This is a genomic window from Vibrio sp. 1069 (assembly GCF_033340555.1).
In genome coordinates this window covers 40,456-63,128 of the sequence record NZ_JAWOWP010000019.1, presented here as the reverse complement: position 1 = coordinate 63,128, position 22,673 = coordinate 40,456, and the positions used below count along the sequence as shown (strand labels likewise).

Sequence of the window (22,673 nt, the reverse complement as noted above, 5' to 3'; positions counted from 1 at the left end):
TGGTGATTTCTCCAATTGATTTTCCGGTGTAGCGGTTTCCGACGTCTCGGAAAACCAAGTAGTTCTCTCAAAGTTACTTTTATTAACGGCGCATGCCCTGTTTTCTTTAGAGAAAATTTTAGATTTTTTTGAAAATAATTCGTTTGGAGGGGTAATCGTGACAAAGCGGATAAAAAAGCAAAAAAACTTTCATTTTTCGCTAAAGCTTCTTTTCGAATTGTCGATACAGGCAGGTTTTGCGTTAAATTCGGGCAAGGCCGTTCATCAGCCAAGCAAGGTCAATGCTAGGTTTGGCGCTTGTTTTGCTTGCGCCAGAATAGAAGTACTGACCTGTTGTAAAATCTGTTGCTTCACCATTTGCGTAGTTTCTTTGGCATAGTCAGTGTCTTGGATACGACTGTTGGAAGCGGCTAAGTTTTCGTGGATGTTATCGAGATTATTGATCGCGTGATTGAAGCGATTTTGATACGCGCCTAACTCCGCACGACTGCCATCTACCGTTTTCAAAGCATCATCTAAAATGCCGACCGCCATCTGAGCGCCACCGACCGTGCTAATATCAATACTATCTACCGTTCTATTTACGGTGACATACTTGCCAAGTTCTAACTCATCAGCAAGGCCACCACTGAAGGTTGGTCCAGGGTATTTTATGGCGTCCTTGTGGGACATGAGTAACTGCAGTTGCCCCTCTTCATTAACAGACGCTTTCACTTTATCGGTCTGCCCGTTAATGTAAGTCGCGAGTTCTTCTATATCGTCGCCAGCTTTAGCTTCAATACGGATCTCCTGCTCTTCAAAATTGTTATCACGGTAGCTGATAACAATTTCATTATTTCCGTTTTGAACCGTCCAATCTGAACTGACTCTTTGATATGAGCTCATTGAAAAGCTACCTAAAGATTCCGGCTGCATGGTCCGCAGGCCAATTTGTACCGCTTCACCAGCCGTTGCACCGATTTGAAAAGACGATGTACCGAATGTGCCATTCAGCAATTTACGTCCGCCAAAGGAGGTCGTTTCTGCAATACGACTTAACTCATCATTTAAAGCAGAGACTTCTTCTTGCAGTGCATTGCGCTCCGCTTTGCTGTTTGAACCGTTAGCTGACTGTAGCGACAAATCACGCATACGTTGCATGATATTGGTCACCTCATTCATCGCGCCTTCCGCAGTTTGCATGATGGAAATGCCGTCATTCGCGTTACGTACCGCGACATCCAAACCACGCATTTGTGATTGCAAGCGGTTGGAGATTTGCAGACCCGCAGCGTCATCCTTTGCGCTATTAATACGCTTCCCTGAAGACAAACGCTCCATGGATTGGTTCAGCATATCCGTTGCACTGGTCAAATGACGCTGTGCGACAAGTGCTGCTACATTGGTATTAACGGTGATCGCCACGAATAAAGAGTCCTAAAATTAAGGCTTTGAGTACTTATCGACCAAGTAACAGAAAAGTTTAGTGTTTTTTGAAAAGAGATTGGAATAGAAATAGAAAACAAAAGCCCTCCATTGGAGGGCTTAAGAAATAAAGTCTGAGAACTTACTTGATGGCTAGCTCTGCGAGCATTTCTTGCGAAGGCGCGAAGAAGTACGCACCAGTTACCGCTGTTGTGAAACGAAGCATTTGGTCTGTTTTACCATCTGTCACGCCGTACATACTTTCTAGCATCACTTTAATGTTATGAAGTGTATTGCAGTAAGAAATAAACAGCAGGCCATGAGGCCCTGTCACCGTCCCGTATGGTAAGCTGTGGCGAACAATCTTCAAACCTTTACCTTCTTCTTTGATATCAACGCGACCAACGTGTGATGCAGCAGGAACGTCTTCTAGCTCGATAGAGTCTGGCTTGGTACGACCAATCACTTTTTCTTGCGCTTTGACATTCAATCGATTCCAAGCGGCAAGGTTATGTTCAAAGCGCTGAGCCATAACATAACTGCCTCCAGCAAATGGGCCCTCTTTTACTAGAGCCACATCAGCGCGAGCCTCCCCTTTCGGGTTTTCTGTCCCATCAATAAAGTCTGTCATATCACGAGCATCAAGGTAACGGTACCCATATGTTTCGTCCACAATGGTGACATCTTGTGCCGTCTCTTCTAGGAACTTACGCAACACGTAAAAATGCAAGTCGTGACGAGTCGAGTGACAGTGAATCAGTACATCTACGTCTGTTGCTGGAGCAACGATGTCACCTTCGCCAAGTTGAGTAAAATCAATAAGCTCTTCTGGCGCGTCTACATTAAGGTGTTCCCAAAACGATTTTGTGAATGCGATAGAAAGCGTCAGCGCTGCACCCGGCTGGGTAATGTTTAACTCTTCCACCAACTTTGGCAGTGCTTTCAGTTTTTCTAATACGTTTTCACGGTTTTGGTTCACTTTGAGTTGAGTGTACAGTGCAAATGGCCCGGCTTCTGGCACGATCGCCGTTTGAGCTTGTGACATTGAGGTTTCCTCTATTACTTTGCCCCAGAGTGGGAAGTTATTGTTTTTAATTCTTTGAATGCTGCTGTTCATCGTGCGCCAATTGTGGCACATGAAAACAGTCTTTTACCCATCTTCCATTTAGAAGGTAGATCATAAACCAAGCTAATAAGGTAATGGTAAGGGCGTTTGCCCAATTAAACACTCCATGTTCTAGGTACACATGATACATGGTCTGAGCAAGTTGAATACCGCACAAGATCAAAGTGATCTCGCGACCATAGCGAGTAATTCTGTTTACCCATCCTCTGTCGGGATGACGAAGCCCCATTAACCACATAAGAAGCAAACTTGGAATGCCCATCGCCAAACCTAAATACAACGTACTTGAATCTGGGTAAACAATAGCGAGTAGCTTACTGCCACTATCACGACTTACACCAGCCATGGCAAACACCACCCATGAACGCACAAGAAACATCCATCCCACCCATAAAATGATCGGCGCCTTTAAAAATCCATGGGCGTCATATTGGTCAAACGAATAGCGCACAACATCTTCTTCTTTATGTGATAAAAACGTCACTTTAACCTATCGTTTCAGAGTTGCAAGCCAACAAATATGAGAACTGAAGTTCATTTCAGCACCTTACACAGGTAAACTAAACAAAGATTTACAGCGACGTTGATGAGAAACATGAAAAAAAGAACTCCTGCCACCCCTGTGCCTTCTCAAGAAACTCAAGCCGAAGCGATAAGAATTGCCAAATCCACGCAGAAACCGGGGCAAACCAAAGAGCAAACCAAGCTTATCGCTCAAGGTATCGAAAAAGGCATCGCGCAATATAAGAAACAACAAAAAGAGCGCAACCGCCAAGCCGATAAAGCGAAGAAAAAACAGCAACGTGAAAAACAACGTCAGCATGAAGAGATTATCGAACAAGACAATATCACCGACGATGCGCCAAACCATTCATCAAGCAAACTGCCTTGGACACTACTTGTTCTGAGCTGGATTGGCTTTGCTGCTTACATAGTATTGGGGAAATAGCTAATGAAACGCCTGTTACTTGGACTTTTTGTCGTGCTTCTAACGGGTTGCACGATGCCTTCTCACCTTACTCATGCTCAAAGTCAAGATGTTCATATTCGCATTGACGCGCAATTCGACCCTGAGCGATGCGAATACAAAGGCGAAGTCACCGGAAGTGAAGGCCATTGGTATAACTACATTTTCATGACTAATGACGCGATGATGCAAGGCGCGATGAACGATTTAAAAAACAATGCAGCGGCTATCGATGCGGACACCGTTTTTATGGTTTCCCCACAAGATTTTATCACTTCATTTAGCGTACTGGGTTCCGCCTACCGCTGCAATGGATGAGGCCTGAATATGAAAAAAGCCAGCAATTGCTGGCTTATGCACGAAATCCAAGACTGCTAGCGATATCTCTCTCCCGCTCTAGAACCCATTGGCTATCAAAAGGCCCCCAATCTGAAAGTTGATAATAGCCGTCATTATGACGTCGGCCATCTTGAACGAATATGAGTTCAATGCCGATCCCAGGTAACGCCTTGAGTACATCTTGAATAGTACGACGAGGCCACCCCGTTTTTTCGATCAACTTTGGCACATTCGGCCTTTCTAGGTTTTCCACCAACAAGGCCAAATATAGCCGCCTTGCAAAAACAGGACTCAATTCCATTGACACCTCCTAAAATTGTGCTGATTCATTATTTCGTTTTTGCTCAGCGAGGTGTTGCGTTTGATCAATAACTCGACTTTTCCATTTGATTTAGACGAATTTTTATTCGATTTATAGCGCATTCATCGTAAATAAGTTATGTGACATTAGTTATCTCAATCTATCTGAAAATATTTTCCACCGCATTTTGTCAGTTTGATTGCTTCTTGATAGGATGCTTTAACAGCCCAAATCACTTAAGTGCGTCTTAACCGCGCCAGTGAAAAATAGAACAAAGAAAAAGGAAAGACTATGTCGATTACCATGTTTGGTATTCCCAACTGCGATACGATCAAAAAAGCCAAGAAATGGTTAGAAGCCGAGGATATTGCTTACGACTTCCATGACTACCGTAAGCAAGGCATTGATGCAGAAATGGTAAGTGAATTTTGTCGCGCTTTAGGTTGGGAACAGGTGCTCAATAAACGTGGCACAACCTACCGCCAATTAGCGCAAGAGCAGAAAGACACACTTAACGAGGAAAACGCCATCGCTCTTTTGGTAGAAAACCCTGCGATGATTAAACGCCCAATTTTAAAAGTGAATGATCAACTTCATATCGGTTTTAAAGCTGATCAATACGCTAGCATTTTCAACTCTTAAATAAAGGAATACTCAAGGATGACAGACAGTCCAGTATTGGCACTTGCTAAAGATCTGATCAGTAGACAGTCCGTAACGCCGGAAGACGCAGGTTGTCAGGATTTGATGATCGAGCGCTTAAAAGCACTCGGGTTTGAAATTGAAGTGATGGTATTTGAAGACACCACGAACTTCTGGGCTCGACGTGGTTCAGAAGCGCCGCTATTTGCGTTTGCTGGCCACACCGATGTGGTACCAGCTGGCAAATTGGAACACTGGAATACACATCCGTTTGAACCGACCATTATTGATGGTTACTTGCATGGCCGCGGCGCAGCTGACATGAAAGGGTCGCTAGCTTCTATGGTCGTTGCTGTCGAACGCTTCATTGAAGAAAACCCAGACCACAAAGGCTCAATTGGCTTTTTGATTACGTCAGATGAAGAAGGGCCATTTATCAATGGTACCGTTCGCGTTGTAGAAACGTTGATGGAACGTGGTGAGAACATCGATATGTGTATTGTTGGTGAACCATCCAGCACCGACGTGGTTGGCGATGTAGTGAAAAATGGACGCCGTGGATCCATCACTGGTGATTTAACGGTAAAAGGAACACAAGGCCACGTGGCCTACCCTCACCTAGCCAGCAATCCAGTGCACGAGTCTCTACTCGCGATTCATGAACTCGCGACGACAGAATGGGACAAAGGGAATGATTACTTCCCACCGACTAGTTTCCAGATCCCGAATGTATCGGCTGGCACTGGTGCGTCTAACGTTATTCCTGGCGAGTTCCATGTTCAGTTCAACCTACGTTTTAGTACTGAGCTTAACAATGACGCAATTGTTCAGCGTGTTACCGAAACATTGGACAAGCATGAGCTGGACTACGACCTAAAATGGACATTCAACGGTGACCCATTCCTGACCGATACGGGCGCACTGCTAGACGCGGTTGTAGCTGCTGTGGCTGAAGTCAATGATACGAAGCCAGCGCTACTTACAACTGGCGGTACGTCTGATGGTCGTTTTATTGCTCGAATGGGAGGTCAAGTCGTAGAGTTAGGCCCTGTTAACGCTACGATTCATAAAGTGAACGAGTGTGTGAAAGTCGACGATCTTGAAAAGTTGACGGACATGTACGAAAACACGTTGAAACACCTATTGGCGAAGTAATCAGCGAGAACACAATGACACCAGAGCAACTCACCGGAATCACTGATTCCCATCTTCAATCCACACTAGTGGGGCAAAAGGCATTTATGCTTCACCCTAAAGTAGTCAATGACTTATTGAAGATGATTAATGCCGCAACCGAAGCAGGTTTCAAAATGGAAATCGCCAGTGGTTTTCGTGACTTTAATCGCCAAAAAGCCATCTGGAACGGGAAGTTTTCTGGTGAGTTGCCAATTCTCGACATAAACTCCCGCCCTTTGAATAAAGCAGAGTTAAATGACGAAGAGAAATTGATGGCCATTTTGCGCTGGTCGGCATTGCCCGGAGGAAGTCGTCATCATTGGGGTTGTGATTTTGATGTCTATGCGCGCAATTTATTGCCTGCTGACACCAAACTCAAGTTGGAACCTTGGGAGTATCTTGAAGGCCACCAACAAGCGTTCTACCAATGGTTAAAAGCCAACCTTGGTCGGTTCGGTTTCTTCTTCCCTTATCAGCATGATTTAGGTGGCGTTTCGATTGAGCCTTGGCACATTAGTCACCGCGCTGTCGGGCAGCAATGCCTCGAGCAGTTGACGCTTGATGTACTCAGAAGCCAGTTGATTAAACAAAATCAGACCGACAACATTGCAGGGATTGACGTCATACTGAATAATTTGGATAACGTCGTTGCCAAATTTATTCACAATATCACGCCGCCGGAGGCTCTATGATAGAAATACTAACCAATCCTTGGGTCATTATTATTGTAGTGTTGAGCGTGGTCATTGGTAATATTGCCGCACTCAAATATACCGCAAAAATGAAGTTTGGTCAGATGGATAAAAGCCGTAAGAACGATTTAGATAAGCTGAACACATTGGATAAACAGCGCTACGCTGAAGAAGATAAAAACAAAAACGAGCCTCGTTAGTTACTCACCAGCTTCATCTCGACACATTTAATCTAAACATCAAAAAAGGGACCACTAGGTCCCTTTTCTATCATTAAGTAAACACGCCGCGTTAAGCTCGCTTTGTTTACTGCTTCACTGTTGCAGCCAATACAGGCGCTAGTGATTTCAAAAACTCTTCTTCTACTGGCTTGCCAGAGGAGTCGGTGATATTGATAGACGTACGGTTGCCTAAATCACCAAGTAAGAATGTGTACTTACCAGCGGCTAACTCCACTGGTTTAACGCCGATATCGTTCCAGAATTCATCATCCGGAGATGCATATTTCGCAGTGATTGTGCCCTGAGACTGGCTACGCTCTTCAATCTTAAAGCCCATCTTAGGTAGAATATTAGGCAGACGTTGCCAAAGCATGTTGTATTGCGCACGCGCGATAATCACAGGAAGTCCGCTGCGGTCTTTACCCATTGTGATTGGGATCTGTTTAACCAACTCTTGCGCTTTACGCTGTGCTTCTTCACGCACTTCTTGATCGTAGCGAGCGGTGACCAAGTTCGTCATGAACACATTGTAGCGCTCACGGTTGGTCGCCGTTACTTCTTTCACTTGATTGCCTTCACGCCAGTCAATAAGGCTCACCTTAAAGCCGTGTCGACCATTTGCTTCAGCGCGTACGATTTCATATCGGCTGCCAATTTCTAGCTCTTCATCTGGCGAATCCCAAGTCACCCATCCTGTCTCGATGCGAGAGTCTGTTTGGCTTTCAACTGGAATCTCGTTGGCCGCGACCATGTTTTGCACCGTTTGCCAAACTTTATCTAGTTCATCTTTACGAAGTAGCCAAAGTGTCACTTCACCATCACTACTGCGGTCTAGACGTGCACCGGGAATAAGCTCTAGGACTTGTTGAGGTGGACGAATGTCGACATCTTTACCTACACCACCAGCGTAGTTACCCTGAGGGATCTCGTAGTTAGGGTAAAACTGAGGCTGTGCACCCTGTGGGACATTCCACTCACCCAAATTTGGGGAGTTCAAATACTCGAAGTCATCTTTTGCTTGACGACGTTGATTGGCACCACCTGAACAGGCAGTCAATACGAATACAGCTAATGAACTTAACACTAACTGGCTTGAAAGCTTCATCTATACTCCTAAAACACCGAGGGCGCTTTGGCCCCCAGTATGAACTTCAATCCTAGTAACTCAATCTTAATAGCTCAATCTTAATAAATATGGGCGTCTGTTAGCGCCTGCTCGACGATCGGCTGCGATTTTTCAGAAAGCGTAGTTAAAGGAAGACGCAAACCACCTTCTTCAATCAAACCAAGCTTTTGCGCTGCCCATTTTACTGGGATAGGGCTTGCTTCGATGAAAAGGTTTTTGTGTAGAGTCATCAAGCGTTGGTTAATCGCTTCTGCTTCTTCGTACTTACCTTCACTTGCCAAATGGAACATGTCTGCCATGTCTTTAGCTGCAATATTGTTCGTTACCGAGATAACACCATTGCCGCCAAGTTTCACAAAATCCAGCCCTGTCGCATCATCGCCACTTAGTAAGATAAAATCTTCGCCACAAAGTTCACGATGAATTGCAATTCGTTCCAAATCGCCCGTTGCATCTTTTAGAGCCACGATATTATCAAGCTTTGACAAGCGTGCCACTGTTTCTGGCTGCATATCAACAGCAGTACGGCCTGGTACGTTGTACAAAATTAGAGGCACGTCACTCGCTTCGGCAATTGCCTTGTAATGTAAAAACAAACCCTCTTGAGTTGGTTTGTTGTAATACGGTGTCACACTCAGGAAGCCAGCAATACCAGAATCAGCCAGTAATTTGCTAAATGTTACTGCCTCATGGGTTGCATTTGCACCCGTGCCAGCAATCACAGGGATGCGACCGTCGGCAAACTCAACAGTTTTATTAACGACCTTCACATGCTCTTCAATGGTCAGTGTCGCTGACTCACCTGTTGTGCCTACTGCCACAATACCGTCTGTACCCGCTTCAACGTGGTACTCTACTAGCTTTTGCAGACCGTCAAAGTCTACTTCGCCATCTGCTTTGAATGGCGTAATCAGCGCTACGATACTTCCTGAAAACATGTTTATCTCCCTCATTTAACTCTTTCTGCATGGTACTGTAATGCGATTGAAAAACACAAGAGCGTAAACTCGCTTACAAAGTACAAATGAATGAATAATTATCAGTTGTTAGAGGTCTAGCAACTTAATTGCTCTATTTGGTTTGATTAACGGCAATATTGATAATCGTGTTGGGCTTTCGAGTGACTTTAGAATCTATCAGTGATTTGGAAAATACTGAAGAGCACAAGCAAGGAAAATATACTCTTTGGTCTTGTTAGCCAAGTCAGATCTAAGTGAATAAAACGGCCAGACAATAGGCAAGCACATCATGCAAACGTTTTGTTTATCCTATAGCCTGCATTTACTGTTTATTTCCCACCACTCCCCTCAAGCTCCGACTGCTTTTTTATGGACTAAAAAAGAACTGGCTCGATATTTCTTCGCAATATCTGTGCTAACATCTCTCTATTGAAGAAAGGACAAGAAGCTCATTTATGAAGCAACATCTGGTACTTACAGCAGTTGGAACGGACCGTCCAGGCATTTGTAACCAAGTCGTACAGCTCGTTACTCAAGCTGGTTGTAACATAGTCGATAGCCGTATCGCTATCTTTGGCAGCGAATTTACGCTGATCATGCTCCTGACTGGGAACGCCAGCAGCGTGACTCGAGTTGAAACACAATTGCCCCTGCTTGGCCAAGAACATGACCTTATTACGATCATGAAACGCACAGCGGCGCACGAACTGCTCGATAACAGCTACACCATGGAAGTGTTTATTGAGTCTGAAGACCGCCCTGGGTTAACTGAAAAATTTACTAAGTTCTTCGCTGATCAGCAGATTGGTTTAGACTCTCTTAGCGCGCAAACCATCAGCAAGTCGAAAATTCAACTCGATTCTGACCAGTTTCACATTGCGATTACTGCATCTGTAAGCGCGGATTTTAATTTGATGCAGTTACAAGAAGACTTCGATGAACTTTGTAAGTCGCTCAACGTACAAGGTTCTCTGAATTTCATTAAAAACACACTATAAAGTAAAGGAAATCAAAATGAATACGCTGACAGCAGGCTCGCCAGCGCCAGCCTTCTCTTTGCTCGACCAAGACGGAAATACCGTTTCTCTTGAAGACTTTAAAGGCAAGAAAGTACTTTTCTACTTTTACCCTAAGGCGATGACGCCGGGTTGTACTACACAAGCAAAAGGCCTTCGTGACATCAAAGCTGAACTCGATGCACATAACGTGGTGGTACTCGGCGTAAGCATCGACCCTGTAAAGCGTCTAGGCAAGTTCATCGAGCGCGATGATTTAAACTTCACTCTGCTTTCTGATGAAGACCATGCCGTTGCTGACCAGTTCGGCGTTTGGGGCGAAAAGAAATTCATGGGCAAAGTATACGACGGTCTTCACCGCATTAGCTTTCTGATCAATGAAGAAGGCGTGATCGAACATGTGTTCAACAAGTTCAAAACCAAAGATCACCACGAAGTCGTATTAAACTACTTAAACGAAAACGCTTAAACGCTATTGTTTTTCTACAAACAAAAAGCCCAGCAAACTGCTGGGCTTTCTTGTAACCATCGTACCTTTGGTAACAACTACTCTTGTTCGACAGGTTCGTTTTCTTCCGTGCTTGGTAATGCATGCCATACGGCTTTGACTAATGTCGCTAAAGGAATGGCGAAGAACACCCCCCAAAAACCCCACAGCCCACCAAAGACTAATACAGCCACAATGATAGCAACTGGGTGTAAGTTTACTGCCTCGGAAAACAGAACAGGAACCAACACATTACCATCCAGCGCCTGGATAATACCGTAAGCAAGCAACAACCAATAAAACGGAGGCGTTAAACCCCATTGGAACAAACCAACGATAGCAACAGGTACAGTAACAGCCGCCGCACCGATATAAGGAATCAAAACCGACAGACCAACAGCTACGGCAAGCAACGCCGAGTAACGAAGATCTAAAAGGGCAAAAGTCACGTAGCTCACACCGCCCACGATTAAAATCTCTAACACTTTACCGCGAATGTAATTTGATATCTGCTCGTTCATTTCATGCCAAACTTTATTCGCCAATTTACGGTTTTTCGGCAGAATACCACTTGCGATTCGCAGCATTTCTTCTTTGTCTTTAAGCAAAAAGAAGATAAGGAGTGGCACTAAGATCAAATATACCGCTAGCGTTGCAATGCTAACTAATGAAGCAAGCGACCCTTTGACGACACTTTCACCCAGCCCCAGTGCTTGGTTTTTGGCGTTCGTCACCACGGTTTCTACTATTTCTAAATTGGCTAGTTCAGGATGGCGCTCTGGCAATGTGACAATAAACTTTTGTAGCCCGTTGTACATGTTCGGAATATCGTTAATTAGATTACCGACCTGAGTCCAAATCGTCGGAACCAAGCCAAACAACGCAATTAACATTAACCCGACAAAGACCAAGATCACGATAATAACCGACAAAGTGCGCGGCACGCCCATACGACACATTTTGACAACTGGCCATTCAAGTAGATAAGCCAAAACGATCGCGACAAGTAATGGCGCAATCAAGTGTCCAAAGAAGTAAATGGTGATAAAGCCAAACAGCAAGATCGCGACGAGACTTACTGCGTGAGGGTCAGAGAAACGTCGTTTATACCAACGACTAACCATTTCAAACATCTTATGCGGATTCCTTATTGAAGACAGTCAATGTGTAGTGCTCTGATGTAGATTGGCAATCAACCGAGTACCCTTGGGCACTAAGATAGTTCACAATGTCTCGTTTAGAGCTGTTGTCCACCACTTGAATGACAAGTTGATGATACTGCTTTGCTTCTCCTTGAAAGACCTCAGCAGCATGACGCTTTGCAAGTAACAGTGCCATAGGACAACGTTGCTCACGCAAATCAAGTAACATGGACTCCATTGTATTGCTCTGCACTTATGATAGGGTTGTATTGTAACGGCTTTTTGAGCTGGTGCTAGCACTTCTGACATGATTTAACCACATGCTGAAATAGCTCGGATATAAAATAATTTACGAAACCAATTCATTTATTTCCGGTCTTACTGTTAGCTTATATCCTCACGGATAACCAAAACGTATGTGGCGCTGTTAATGGGCTCTCGACCTGTAACCACATGCTTATGTATTTTGGAGAACCTTTTAAACGTATGTTAAAACGCACTCGCTCGCTAGTTTGCTTATGTCTTGCTGCTGCCATCAGTTCGCCGACAACTTATGCCAATAGCATTGACTTGCCAGACATTGGCACAGCTGCTGGTGGCACGCTTTCAATAGACCAAGAGTTGATTTATGGCGACGCCTATATGCGTATGCTCAGAGCCAGTAAACCTATCGTTAATGACCCTGTCATCAATGAATATATTGACTCTCTTGGGCACAAATTAGTGGCCAATGCGAATGATGTAAAAACGCCGTTCCACTTCTTTATGATTCGCGACCGTAATATCAACGCGTTCGCGTTTTTTGGTGGCTATGTAGCGCTGCATTCTGGGTTGTTTCTTCATGCTCGTTCAGAAAGTGAGCTGGCCTCTGTTGTCGCTCACGAGATAGCGCACGTCACACAACGTCATCTTGCTCGGAGTATGGAAGAACAATCACGCCGCTCTCCGGCCACATTAGCCGCACTTGCGGGGGCACTACTGCTTTCAATTGCCTCACCCGAAGCGGGGATGGCTGCAATTACAGCAGCAACCGCGGGCAACATGCAAAGTCAAATCAACTACACTCGTGCAAACGAAAAAGAAGCGGATCGCTTTGGTATTTCGACATTAGCAAAAGCCGGCTTTGATGTTCAAGCAATGCCAAGGTTTTTTGGCCGTCTTGCTGATGAGTATCGTTATGCGAGTAAACCGCCACCAATGCTCCTGACTCACCCTTTGCCTGAAGATCGAATTACCGATAGCCGTGCGCGAGCAAGAACCTATCCTCCAATGCGTGTTGTGCCTTCAATAGACTATCATCTAGCTCGCGCGCGCATTGTGGCTCGTTACGCTGGCATTGATGGACAAGCCGCCCTGAGCTGGTTTGAGAGAACCCAAAAGAAAGCCTCTGCGGACATTACACCTGCTTTTGATTATGGTCGAGCACTCGTGCATTTAGACAATAAACGCTTATCTCAAGCGGAACCAATTTTGAAAAAGTTACTGGAACAAGACCCAAGTAACCCGTTTTACTTGGACGCTATGACGGATTTATACATCGAGAAGAAGCAGCCAGAAAAAGCAACCGAGATGCTCCGCAAAGCGTTATCTCGTAACCCTCAAAATAAAGTATTGACCATTAACTACGCCAATGCGCTACTTGAGGACAATAAAAACGATCAAGCCACGCGAGTTCTTCAAAGATACACTCATGACTATCCTGAAGATACAAATGGCTGGCACCTAATATCGAAGAGCTACCACGCGCTGGGGCGTAGCGATGAAGAGTTGGCTGCTCGAGCAGAAATTTTGGCATTGCGAGCAAATTGGAATAAAGCGATTCAATATTATAGTGAAGCAAGTAAAATGGCCAAGTTGGGCAGCTTAGAGCAAGCGCGATACGATGCCCGTATCGACCAACTCATGATCCAAAGAGATCGATTCATGGCATTACAATAACGAAATGGAGAAAACCATGTCAGTCGTGATTTATCACAACCCTCGTTGCTCAAAGAGCCGTCAAACACTTGAACTGCTTGAGCAAAATGGTGTTACACCGGAAGTCGTCAAATACCTAGACACACCACTTAACGTGGATGAACTAAAAGCGCTGTACGCCCAGCTTGGCTTTTCATCTGTACGTGAAATGATGCGCACTAAAGAAAGTGAATATAAAGAGCTTGGCTTAGGCGAAGACTCCGTCAGCGATGAGCAATTATTCGAAGCAATGGCGAAAAATCCAAAGTTGTTTGAGCGTCCGGTTGTCGTTGCTAACGGCAAAGCAAAAATTGGTCGCCCACCAGAGCAAGTGTTGGATATTTTATAAATGGATTGCCAGATCCTTATTTTGTATTTCAGCCGTCATGGCTCGACAAAACAACTGGCAAGACAAATAGCAAGAGGAGTCGAATCGACTCCTCAATGCCAAGCAATTTTGCGTACAGTTGAAGAATTGTCACCTCACTCACACTCCCCTTCTGATCCAATTGTTACTCTAGAGGAACTAAAAACGTGCGACGGTCTAGCGTTTGGCAGTCCCGTCTGGTTTGGCAACATGGCTGCGCCTTTAAAGCACTTCTGGGATCAGACTACATCTTTATGGGTCAGTGGTGACTTAATCGATAAGCCTGCTTGTGTCTTTACCTCTTCGTCCTCGATGCATGGTGGTCAAGAAACAACGTTACAAAGCATGATGACCCCTTTATTGCATCACGGGATGATGGTTTTGGGCATTCCTTATTCCGAGCCAGAGTTACACACTACGCAGTCCGGAGGCACTCCGTATGGCGCCAGCAGTGTAGGCCATGAGGCAACCCTAAGCAGTGAAGAGATTCGCCTGGCACAACAATTAGGCAAAAGGCTGGCAACTGCAGCGTTAAAACTAAAAGTCTGTTAGTAAAATCAAGGATAGTTAATCGATGTCTGACTCTTTAGACCAAACACCACTCGGTACACAGGCTAAAACCTATCGTTACCTGGCTTTATTTGGCAACTTAGCCTTATTAGCCTGGGTCGCTATTTGGCAGCTTGCGTTATCCCCTCACCCTCACCTCAGCAGCACAACACTTGCTATTGCTTGGTGTATTCCGCTACTACTTCCGTTACCTGGTATTTTAGCTGGTAAGCCTTACACTCATGCTTGGGCTAACTTTGTTCTTATGCTGTATTTCTTGCATGCGCTGACCATCCTTTATGTGGATGGGGGTGAACGCTGGCTTGCGGCAGTGGAACTGATACTGACTTCACTCGGTTTCGCTGGCAATATTTTGTTTGCTAGAGCGAGAGGCAAAGAGCTAGGTCTTAAGTTGAAACGCCTCTCTCAAGTAGAAAAAGAAGAAAAAGCGAAATTCAATAAATAACGCCAATTGCAGTCAATCACTGATCATTGGTTCGAATACGAATTTAGAAAACAAAAAGAGTCGCTATTGCGACTCTTTTTTATGCTTACCACATTGGTGTTTGATCCTTGCGTTTCACGCCTGGAACGCTACGAAGGCGATTACGATGCCGAGCGCCACTCGTAGATCAAGTCATACTGTTCTCGGACAGGCTCCACAATCATCGGCTGAGTTGGCTGTGTTTCGTCACTTGCTTCTGCCACAACATTTACTGGTACTTCAGGCTGCGCTTCTTTTGGCGTCGCGGCGTCTTTTGCTTCATTACTCTGAACCAATGGCTCTTCTTCTTGAGTTGAAGCTGGGGCATCAACTTCACCTAAAGGATCTTCAAAAACCATTAATTGAGAAATAGAAGAAGCTTCTTTCTCAAAAGCTTGTTGTGATGCCAAAAGGTGGATGTTGAGCGTTAACTCGTCCCCTTGAACACGCTTAATCTCTGTACCCGCAACCGAATTAAGTTGTTTTAACGCATTCTCTAAACGGAAGAAGTCCGTGGCAGAGGTTACATTAAGGACTTTCACTGCTAGCGCTTTTGAAGACTTTCCTGAAACCACAACTGCACTCTTACTTGCATAGTAGTCTGCGATGCCATCCACCATTTCTGCAATAGCATTAGCACCTGATGCAGACCCGCTGCGCGGAGAACGTTGCGCTTCTACAATTCTCGTTGGCGACTGGTCGTAGAGTGTCCAACGAATTTGTTCACCTTGAGCTCGTACAACCAAAACGGCGTCAGCTGGGTAGCGCTGGCTGGCTTGACCAATTGGCTCAATAAAGCCGCCCCAAAGATCAGAGACATTAACACCGGTTACATCATCAAAATCCCCAACCGGGATAGTGATTGGTAGGCCTCTTAGTTTCGCTGCGCTACGAAGTGCTGCAACATTTGAAGATTCAGAATGTTCCCACGCAATGTTACGATCGTAACCCTGTTCTTCAACCATCCAAACTAAAATATTGGCACGATTTGGCGACCAAGATGGCAATTGTGCTTGTGTTAAAAGAGAGCTGATTTGGTCGTTGTTAAACAACATTTTTAAGCTCGCTTTTCCATCAACCTGTCCATAGCTCAGTTGAGAAATGTAACGCGCACTTGAGCTAAGTGCCTTTTTAATCACTGGATTGCTTAAAGAGGATTGAGAACCGGTCGCTCGAATAATCACATCCTGCATACCTTGTTGACGAGCCAAAGACTCACCGTCGTTCTGCTCACTGTCGATAACCACTTCGGCACGATAGATATCCACCTGAGTTAATGCATATACTGGTAGGGACAACCAACCTATCAGTAAGAGAGCTAAATAGCGCATAGTTTTTATAATCCTCTGAACAAGAACCCGAATAATAAGCAACTATCAAATCTTGAGCAAGGTAAGTACTGAGTAAATTGTCTGTATTATGACCAGCTTTGTTAACTCGGGCCTCAACCAGCGCTTCAGTGCTATTTTTTATAATAAACTCATTGCTTATTAAGCTATCTCAACAAGTTAGGCTGTCCATTTTTCATCTTCACGCAAGACACGTAAAAGAGGACAATTTGCAAGCAAGCAACTCTCAAAAGTGCTATTTATGGGAAAAATTCAATCGAAAGTTTGATCTATGCAACATTGCAAACGATTGCAGGATGATAGTATTCGCCGGATTTGTCTGCGTATCTTGAAAATAGGGAATTATTATGAAAAACGCGTTACAAGGCGCTCAAATGCTCTTTGTCGCTTTTGGTGCTTTGGTGCTTGTGCCGCTCCTAACTGGCCTTGATCCAAACGTAGCCCTCTTTGGTGCCGGTGTCGGTACTCTCCTCTTCCAGTTAATGACTAAACGTTCTGTTCCCATCTTCCTTGCCTCTTCTTTTGCGTTTATTGCTCCTATTATGTTCGGTATCCAAACTTGGGGTATCGGTGCAACGATGGGCGGCTTGATGGCAGCGGGCTTAGTTTATGTGGCTCTAGGGGCTATGATCAAAGTGCGCGGTGTTGGATTTATCCATAAAATTCTCCCGCCCGTTGTCGTTGGCCCTGTGATCATGGTTATCGGCCTTGGCCTTGCCCCAACAGCAGTGAACATGGCGGTAGGTAAAACTGGTGATGGAGCTGCACAGCTAGTTAATGGTGATGCTGCGATCATTATCTCGGCGGTCTCACTGCTCACAACCATTGTACTCAGCGTTTTTGCAAAAGGCTTTTTGAAGCTCGTTCCTATTGTTGGTGGTATTCTTGCTGGTTACTCTGTTTCTCTATTCTACGGGGTGGTTGATTTCACTCCTGTAGAGCAAGCGGCTTGGCTAGCCATGCCAAACTTCACCGCGCCAGAGTTCAATATCAACGCAATTTTGTTCATGATTCCTGTCGCTATCGCACCTGCGGTTGAGCACGTAGGTGACATGCTTGCTATCTCAAACGTTACAGGTAAAAACTACCTGAAAAAACCAGGCCTTCACCGCACAATCGCAGGTGACGGGGTGGCAACTATCGCAGCTTCGATGGTGGGTGCTCCACCAAACACCACTTACAGTGAAGTAACAGGAGCGGTAATGCTAACCAAAGCATTTAACCCTGTGATCATGACTTGGGCAGCAATCACCGCAATCGTACTTGCATTGGTAGGTAAGCTAGGTGCGGTTCTTCAAACGATTCCAGTTCCTGTTATGGGCGGCATCATGATTCTGCTGTTCGGCTCCATCGCAACGGTAGGCCTCAACACACTGATCAAGAATAACGTTGATTTACATAAGTCTCGTAACCTAGTGATTGTTGCCGTAACACTTGTGTTTGGCATTGGTGGTATGGCTTTCGGTATTGGTGAGTTCAGTCTACAAGGTGTGAGCCTATGCGGTATCGTGGCAATTATTCTTAACCTTGTGCTACCAAACGATTTAGGTGAAAACCACGTTGTGGATAACGCACAAATGGAAGAAGAAAGCGCGAAATAGTTCGTTTGCGCCGCTTTATTAGTTGGCGTGTCTTACTCTTCTCCTCTTGTAGATACAAAAAAGGCTTGGTTTTCACCAAGCCTTTTTCTGTTCAGTCATAGTAATACATCAAAGAATTACTTAGTACCGAAGATCTTATCACCTGCATCGCCTAGACCCGGAACGATGTAGCCTTTGTCATTAAGCTTCTCATCGATTGCCGCAGTGTATAGCTCAACATCTGGGTGTGCTTTTTCTAGCGCTTCAATACCTTCTGGTGCAGCAACAAGTACTAGCACTTTGATTTGGTTACAACCTTTCTCTTTTAGGAGATCGATCGTAGCAATCATAGAACCACCTGTTGCAAGCATTGGGTCAACAACAAGCGCAATACGCTCCTCGATGTTTGAAGCAAGCTTGTTGAAGTAAGGAACTGGCTCAAGCGTTTCTTCATCACGGTAAATACCCACAACACTGATACGTGCGCTTGGCATGTGCTCAAGAACTCCATCCATCATGCCTAGACCTGCACGTAGGATTGGCACTACGGTTACTTTTTTACCTTTAATCTGGTCTACTTCTACCGGACCGTTCCAACCATCAATGGTCACTTTTTCTGTTTCAAAGTCTGACGTTGCTTCGTAAGTAAGTAGGCTACCGACCTCAGTCGCTAACTCACGAAAACGTTTTGTGCTGATGTCACCTTCTCTCATTAGACCAATTTTATGTTTTACTAGAGGGTGCTTTACTTCAACAACTTTCATGTCCATCTCCGGCTATAGTTGGCAATATTTAAACAAACCTTCAGATTATACATGATTTTCACAGGGATATCAGGATAAATCACTAAAGAAAAAAACAGACGCAAACGTTTGCTATCTATGTTTAAGCACTGTTAGAATAGCGCCGTTTTCATATCCAACTTAATACCGAGGACTTCCCTGTGAGTGGTAACAACTCTTCTCTTAGCTATAAAGACGCTGGTGTAGATATTGATGCAGGCAACGCGCTTGTGGATCGTATTAAGGGTGCGGTAAAACGCACTCGTCGCCCTGAAGTTATGGGTGGTATCGGTGGTTTTGGCGCGCTATGCGAATTGCCAACTAAATACAAACAACCTGTACTGGTTTCTGGTACTGATGGCGTTGGCACAAAACTTCGCCTAGCACTGGATATGAACAAGCACGACACGATTGGCATCGACCTAGTGGCAATGTGTGTAAATGATCTTATCGTGCAAGGCGCAGAGCCACTGTTTTTCCTAGATTACTACGCAACAGGCAAACTAGACGTTGATACCGCAGCGGATGTTGTTTCAGGTATCGCAGAAGGGTGTGTTCAAGCAGGTTGTGCCCTAATTGGTGGCGAAACTGCGGAGATGCCGGGCATGTATGAAGGCGAAGACTACGACGTAGCTGGTTTCTGTGTTGGCGTAGTAGAAAAAGAAGACGTGATTGACGGCACGAAAGTCGCTGCTGGTGATGCACTTATCGCTATTGGCTCAAGCGGCCCACACTCAAACGGTTACTCCCTTATCCGTAAGATCCTAGAAGTATCTGGTGCAGATAAGAGCGAAGAGCTAGCAGGCCGCACTATTGGTGAGCACCTACTAGAACCAACAAAAATTTACATCAAGTCAGCACTTAAGATGATTGAGAAACACGACATCCATGCGATTTCTCATATCACTGGTGGTGGTTTCTGGGAAAACATCCCACGCGTACTGCCTGAAGGCACGAAAGCAGTTATCGATGGTAACAGTTGGGAATGGCCAGTTATCTTCAAGTGGCTACAAGAGAAAGGCAACGTCGACACACACGAAATGTACCGCACATTCAACTGTGGTGTAGGTCTAATCGTCGCACTACCGAAAGACCAGGCAGACGCAGCAGTTGCTCTTCTTAAAGAAGAAGGCGAAAACGCGTGGGTGATTGGTCAAATCGCACAAGCAGACGCGAACGAAGAGCAAGTTGAAATCCAATAATTTGCAAATCGAGCTCAAAAGATAAGAAGAATGAGGACACTAGATGACTAGGTCCTCATTTTGCTATCTAGAACACTAAAAACCATTCTATTAGTAGGTAGTTTAGAAGCTACATAACTCCAACCTACAATACCAAGGCGCTCTCGACATCATGAAAAACCATACCCTAAAAAACTTTGTGGTCCTCATCTCGGGTAACGGAAGTAACCTGCAAGCTATCTTGGAAGCTTGCGAAGACAGCATGCCAAACGCACGAGTGGCAGCCGTGTTCTCTAACAAAGCAGATGCTTTTGGTTTAGAACGTGCAAAAAAGTTTGATGTGGACGGTCACTTTGTCGACCCTAAAGCATTCAGCTCGCGTGAAAGCTTTGATGCAGAGCTAATGAGTCAAATAGATGAATACCAACCAGACGTGATTATTCTTGCTGGTTACATGCGCATTCTGAGCAGCGCATTTGTTTCTCATTACATGGGTAAGATGATCAATATCCACCCTTCTCTTCTACCAAAATATCCTGGGCTACACACACACCAGAGAGCAATTGATGCTGGCGATAAAGAACATGGTACGAGTGTGCACTTTGTAACGGAAGAGCTTGATGGTGGCCCTGTCATACTGCAAGCAAAAGTTCCTGTGTTCGAAGACGATGATGCTAGTGTACTTGCAGCACGTGTTCAGGCGCAGGAGCACCGAATCTACCCTATGGTGGCTAAGTGGCTGGTAGACGAGCGGTTGATCATGAAGGATGGTAAAGCCTATTTAGATGGCGCAGAGCTTGGCGTACATGGGTACGCCTCAGATGAGTAGCCCTGAATAATAAACTCCAAGCACAAAAGAGCAGCCTGAGGGCTGCTCTTGGTTGTTTTAATACTTATAAACTTGATTCAAGAAAACCATGGTGAGACTAGAAACCTAAAACCCAACATTCTAAAAAATCCCATAACCACTTGAGTAACATAACACTCGGAAAGTAGATTCTGAATCTGGTTCGTTCTTCACCGTTCAGACTGACGAGGTGTTTTATGAGAAATTTCTATCAGTTACGTCTTTACAGCAAGCCTTAGCGAGACTAGGACTCTACTACCAGCACTCTAGAAAGTAAGAATGCTCATCCGTATCCGCCCTCGGCTTAAAACGCATAAAAATAAAGCTCGCGATTAAGCGAGCTTTATTTTTATATTCAGAGTAAGAGACCATCACTCTAACGGTTCGGTTGGCGCTTGATTGCCCGGCTTAGCCGCCGAAAACGGCACATTTACCAGTTCAGAGGCATTATTTTTGACTAGTTCACCTAGGTGAAACAAGCCGTATTCGCCAGGTTTCATACGCTGCCAAGCTTCGTTGCCCGTCAAAGGTTGAGTTGCGATCACAGAAACGATGTCATGTGGCGTGGTTTCTTCTTGGAAGTTAATTTCCACATCTTCATCAAGCAAAGCAGCTTTTCCAAACGGTGCGCGTCTTGTGATCCAATACAAATGATTGGTGCAATACGTCATTACATACTCACCATCACTCAGAAGCATGTTAAATACACCCTTCTCTCTTAGCTCATCACAACATTTAGCAACATATAAGAATACCGACTCCATATCCTTTGGCGGCTCAGGATATCGATCTTCCATTTGCTTCAACAACCAGCAAAATGCCAGTTCACTATCTGTTTCACCGACAGGTCGATGTCGGCCTGTATGTAAGTCTTGATAGCCAGAGAGCTGACCGTTATGCGCAAACGTCCAATACCTACCCCACAGCTCACGTGTAAAGGGATGAGTATTTTCTAAATTAACACCACCACGATTCGCCTGTCGGATATGACTAACGACCGCACGACTTTTGATGGGATAATTTTGTACCAACTCTGCTATTTTAGACTCACAACTTGGCTTGGGATCTTTGAAGGTTCGAAAGCCCTTCCCTTCGTAGAAGGTGATCCCCCATCCGTCACGGTGTGGGCCGGTTCGACCTCCACGCTGCATGAGCCCAGTAAAACTGAAACAAATATCCGTTGGAACATTAGCGCTCATACCGAGCAATTCACACATGGTTTAAAAAACTCCCTAACAACACAGCTCGAAACGGTGGCCGTAAACGATTATTCCATCTCTTTTTCGATCAACTGAATGATGATATGAATAATCTTAATATGAATTTCCTGAATGCGGTCTGCATAACCAAAGTGTGGCACGCGGATTTCAATATCTGCAAGGCCTGCCATTTTGCCGCCATCTTTACCTGTTAGCGCAATCGTCTTCATGCCTTTCGCTTGTGCTGCTTCAATCGCTTTCAGGATGTTACCTGAGTTACCTGAAGTCGACAGACCAAACAGTACGTCACCTTTTCGACCAACCGCTTCTACATAACGTGAAAACACGAAGTCATAACCAAAGTCATTACTCACACAAGAAAGGTGGCTTGGATCTGAAATAGCAATACCAGCATAGCCAGGACGATTTTCTCGGTAACGGCCTGTTAGCTCTTCGGCAAAGTGCATTGAATCACAGTGAGAACCACCGTTACCACATGACAATACTTTACCATCTTGCTTGAATGAGTCAGCAATCATTTTCGCCGCTGCTTCGATTTGCGCAATGTTATGGTCATCGCTTAAAAATTTGTTGAGCACTTCAGCAGCTTCGTTTAATTCACTTCTAATCAGATCATGGTACATAAGACGTTCTCTTTATTATTTCGGCTTCAGTCAGCTCTTGACTCACTGAGCAAATTGTTCTGATACCAATTTGGTATCGGACATTTCATAAACCTGAACTCGGGTTTGATTACTCTGAGTTTACCCACAAACGAGAA

Annotated in this window: 28 protein-coding genes; 15 read left to right on the top strand and 13 right to left on the bottom strand. The window is 44.9% G+C overall.

Annotated elements, in window-relative coordinates:
• The 4 genes from R7040_RS21205 to R7040_RS21190 all read right to left on the bottom strand — a co-directional run.
• A partial coding sequence (locus tag R7040_RS21205; RefSeq protein ID WP_225474167.1) for a hypothetical protein occupies positions 1-272 on the bottom strand: 272 nt, incomplete at its 3' end.
• The gene (locus R7040_RS21200; protein ID WP_042521439.1) at positions 265-1,404 is read right to left on the bottom strand and encodes a flagellin; all 1,140 of its coding nucleotides are present in this window, start codon (positions 1,402-1,404) and stop codon (positions 265-267) included. The genes R7040_RS21205 and R7040_RS21200, both read right to left, overlap by 8 nt.
• A 142-nt stretch (positions 1,405-1,546) precedes the next feature.
• The gene (locus R7040_RS21195; RefSeq protein ID WP_005387715.1) at positions 1,547-2,449 is read right to left on the bottom strand and encodes a Dyp-type peroxidase; all 903 of its coding nucleotides are present in this window, start codon (positions 2,447-2,449) and stop codon (positions 1,547-1,549) included.
• 46 nt (positions 2,450-2,495) lie between these two features.
• Positions 2,496-2,981 carry a DUF2919 domain-containing protein gene (locus R7040_RS21190; protein WP_025768263.1) on the bottom strand — a complete coding sequence of 162 codons (486 nt, stop codon included), beginning with the start codon at positions 2,979-2,981 and terminating at the stop codon, positions 2,496-2,498.
• A 144-nt stretch (positions 2,982-3,125) separates the two neighbouring features.
• Here R7040_RS21190 and R7040_RS21185 point away from each other — a divergent pair, with 144 nt between their 5' ends.
• Complete coding sequence (locus R7040_RS21185; protein WP_064354231.1) at positions 3,126-3,479, top strand: DUF2956 domain-containing protein; 354 nt, start codon at positions 3,126-3,128, stop codon at positions 3,477-3,479.
• 3 nt (positions 3,480-3,482) lie between these two features.
• A complete protein-coding gene (locus R7040_RS21180) occupies positions 3,483-3,815 on the top strand; it encodes a DUF4156 domain-containing protein (protein ID WP_005380435.1) in 333 nt (110 codons plus the stop codon).
• A gap of 34 nt (positions 3,816-3,849) precedes the next feature.
• Here R7040_RS21180 and R7040_RS21175 read toward each other — a convergent pair whose 3' ends face one another.
• Positions 3,850-4,137 (bottom strand): winged helix-turn-helix domain-containing protein, encoded by a 288-nt coding sequence (locus R7040_RS21175; protein WP_005380433.1) that lies wholly within the window; start codon positions 4,135-4,137, stop codon positions 3,850-3,852.
• Positions 4,138-4,428: 291 nt separating this feature from the next.
• Here R7040_RS21175 and R7040_RS21170 point away from each other — a divergent pair, with 291 nt between their 5' ends.
• From R7040_RS21170 to R7040_RS21155, 4 genes are read left to right on the top strand one after another with little or no spacing between them, the layout of a single operon-like run.
• A complete protein-coding gene (locus R7040_RS21170) occupies positions 4,429-4,779 on the top strand; it encodes an ArsC family reductase (RefSeq protein WP_005380431.1) in 351 nt (116 codons plus the stop codon).
• Positions 4,780-4,797: 18 nt separating this feature from the next.
• Complete coding sequence (gene dapE / locus R7040_RS21165) at positions 4,798-5,934, top strand: succinyl-diaminopimelate desuccinylase (RefSeq protein ID WP_213898519.1); 1,137 nt, start codon at positions 4,798-4,800, stop codon at positions 5,932-5,934.
• 14 nt (positions 5,935-5,948) lie between these two features.
• A complete protein-coding gene (locus tag R7040_RS21160) occupies positions 5,949-6,647 on the top strand; it encodes a M15 family metallopeptidase (RefSeq protein WP_025768261.1) in 699 nt (232 codons plus the stop codon).
• Positions 6,644-6,847 (top strand): DUF2897 family protein, encoded by a 204-nt coding sequence (locus R7040_RS21155; RefSeq protein ID WP_005380425.1) that lies wholly within the window; start codon positions 6,644-6,646, stop codon positions 6,845-6,847. Before R7040_RS21160 ends, R7040_RS21155 begins: the two co-directional genes overlap by 4 nt.
• Before the next feature lie 106 nt (positions 6,848-6,953).
• Here R7040_RS21155 and bamC read toward each other — a convergent pair whose 3' ends face one another.
• Positions 6,954-7,973 carry an outer membrane protein assembly factor BamC gene (gene bamC, locus R7040_RS21150; RefSeq protein ID WP_005380424.1) on the bottom strand — a complete coding sequence of 340 codons (1,020 nt, stop codon included), beginning with the start codon at positions 7,971-7,973 and terminating at the stop codon, positions 6,954-6,956.
• An 80-nt stretch (positions 7,974-8,053) separates the two neighbouring features.
• Positions 8,054-8,932: a 4-hydroxy-tetrahydrodipicolinate synthase gene (gene dapA, locus R7040_RS21145; protein WP_005380422.1), complete on the bottom strand. Its 879-nt coding sequence runs from the start codon at positions 8,930-8,932 to the stop codon at positions 8,054-8,056.
• A 476-nt stretch (positions 8,933-9,408) separates the two neighbouring features.
• Between dapA and R7040_RS21140 the strand changes: the two genes are divergently transcribed.
• Positions 9,409-9,951: a glycine cleavage system protein R gene (locus tag R7040_RS21140; protein ID WP_005380420.1), complete on the top strand. Its 543-nt coding sequence runs from the start codon at positions 9,409-9,411 to the stop codon at positions 9,949-9,951.
• A gap of 16 nt (positions 9,952-9,967) precedes the next feature.
• A complete protein-coding gene (gene bcp / locus R7040_RS21135) occupies positions 9,968-10,438 on the top strand; it encodes a thioredoxin-dependent thiol peroxidase (protein ID WP_005380418.1) in 471 nt (156 codons plus the stop codon).
• Positions 10,439-10,515: 77 nt separating this feature from the next.
• Here the strand turns inward: bcp and R7040_RS21130 are convergent, their stop codons facing one another.
• Together R7040_RS21130 and R7040_RS21125 are read right to left on the bottom strand one after the other, a co-directional pair.
• On the bottom strand, positions 10,516-11,589 hold the full coding sequence (locus tag R7040_RS21130) for an AI-2E family transporter (RefSeq protein WP_005389843.1): 1,074 nt from the start codon (positions 11,587-11,589) through the stop codon (positions 10,516-10,518).
• A gap of 1 nt (position 11,590) precedes the next feature.
• Complete coding sequence (locus tag R7040_RS21125) at positions 11,591-11,827, bottom strand: sulfurtransferase TusA family protein (RefSeq protein WP_005380414.1); 237 nt, start codon at positions 11,825-11,827, stop codon at positions 11,591-11,593.
• Between the two features lie 257 nt (positions 11,828-12,084).
• Between R7040_RS21125 and R7040_RS21120 the strand changes: the two genes are divergently transcribed.
• Genes R7040_RS21120 through R7040_RS21105 form a run of 4 tightly spaced genes read left to right on the top strand, consistent with a single transcriptional unit; the run spans position 12,085 to position 14,936 of the window.
• Positions 12,085-13,536, top strand: coding sequence for a M48 family metallopeptidase (locus tag R7040_RS21120; RefSeq protein WP_318096979.1), 1,452 nt, complete (start codon positions 12,085-12,087; stop codon positions 13,534-13,536).
• A gap of 16 nt (positions 13,537-13,552) precedes the next feature.
• Positions 13,553-13,903 (top strand): arsenate reductase (glutaredoxin), encoded by a 351-nt coding sequence (arsC, locus tag R7040_RS21115; RefSeq protein WP_005380410.1) that lies wholly within the window; start codon positions 13,553-13,555, stop codon positions 13,901-13,903.
• Positions 13,904-14,473, top strand: coding sequence for an NAD(P)H:quinone oxidoreductase (wrbA, locus tag R7040_RS21110; RefSeq protein ID WP_005380409.1), 570 nt, complete (start codon positions 13,904-13,906; stop codon positions 14,471-14,473). It abuts the gene before it with no gap.
• 22 nt (positions 14,474-14,495) lie between these two features.
• Complete coding sequence (locus tag R7040_RS21105; RefSeq protein WP_005380407.1) at positions 14,496-14,936, top strand: DUF2069 domain-containing protein; 441 nt, start codon at positions 14,496-14,498, stop codon at positions 14,934-14,936.
• 140 nt (positions 14,937-15,076) lie between these two features.
• On the opposite strand, the gene R7040_RS21100 is transcribed toward R7040_RS21105, so the two are convergent.
• Entirely contained in the window at positions 15,077-16,285 is a 1,209-nt protein-coding gene (locus tag R7040_RS21100; RefSeq protein ID WP_158156766.1) for a DUF2066 domain-containing protein, read from the bottom strand.
• Between the two features lie 365 nt (positions 16,286-16,650).
• Here R7040_RS21100 and R7040_RS21095 point away from each other — a divergent pair, with 365 nt between their 5' ends.
• Positions 16,651-17,904, top strand: a complete 1,254-nt coding sequence (locus tag R7040_RS21095; protein ID WP_005389855.1) for a uracil-xanthine permease family protein — start codon at positions 16,651-16,653, stop codon at positions 17,902-17,904.
• 116 nt (positions 17,905-18,020) lie between these two features.
• On the opposite strand, the gene upp is transcribed toward R7040_RS21095, so the two are convergent.
• Positions 18,021-18,647, bottom strand: a complete 627-nt coding sequence (upp, locus tag R7040_RS21090; protein ID WP_005380401.1) for a uracil phosphoribosyltransferase — start codon at positions 18,645-18,647, stop codon at positions 18,021-18,023.
• A 179-nt stretch (positions 18,648-18,826) separates the two neighbouring features.
• Between upp and purM the strand changes: the two genes are divergently transcribed.
• Both purM and purN read left to right on the top strand, forming a co-directional pair.
• Positions 18,827-19,867 carry a phosphoribosylformylglycinamidine cyclo-ligase gene (purM, locus tag R7040_RS21085; protein ID WP_318081537.1) on the top strand — a complete coding sequence of 347 codons (1,041 nt, stop codon included), beginning with the start codon at positions 18,827-18,829 and terminating at the stop codon, positions 19,865-19,867.
• Between the two features lie 151 nt (positions 19,868-20,018).
• Positions 20,019-20,675, top strand: a complete 657-nt coding sequence (gene purN / locus R7040_RS21080; RefSeq protein ID WP_025768256.1) for a phosphoribosylglycinamide formyltransferase — start codon at positions 20,019-20,021, stop codon at positions 20,673-20,675.
• A gap of 389 nt (positions 20,676-21,064) precedes the next feature.
• Here the strand turns inward: purN and R7040_RS21075 are convergent, their stop codons facing one another.
• Together R7040_RS21075 and lpcA are read right to left on the bottom strand one after the other, a co-directional pair.
• On the bottom strand, positions 21,065-21,910 hold the full coding sequence (locus tag R7040_RS21075; protein ID WP_053304068.1) for a class II glutamine amidotransferase: 846 nt from the start codon (positions 21,908-21,910) through the stop codon (positions 21,065-21,067).
• Between the two features lie 50 nt (positions 21,911-21,960).
• Positions 21,961-22,536 (bottom strand): D-sedoheptulose 7-phosphate isomerase, encoded by a 576-nt coding sequence (lpcA, locus tag R7040_RS21070; RefSeq protein WP_005380392.1) that lies wholly within the window; start codon positions 22,534-22,536, stop codon positions 21,961-21,963.
• Positions 22,537-22,673 lie beyond the last annotated feature (137 nt).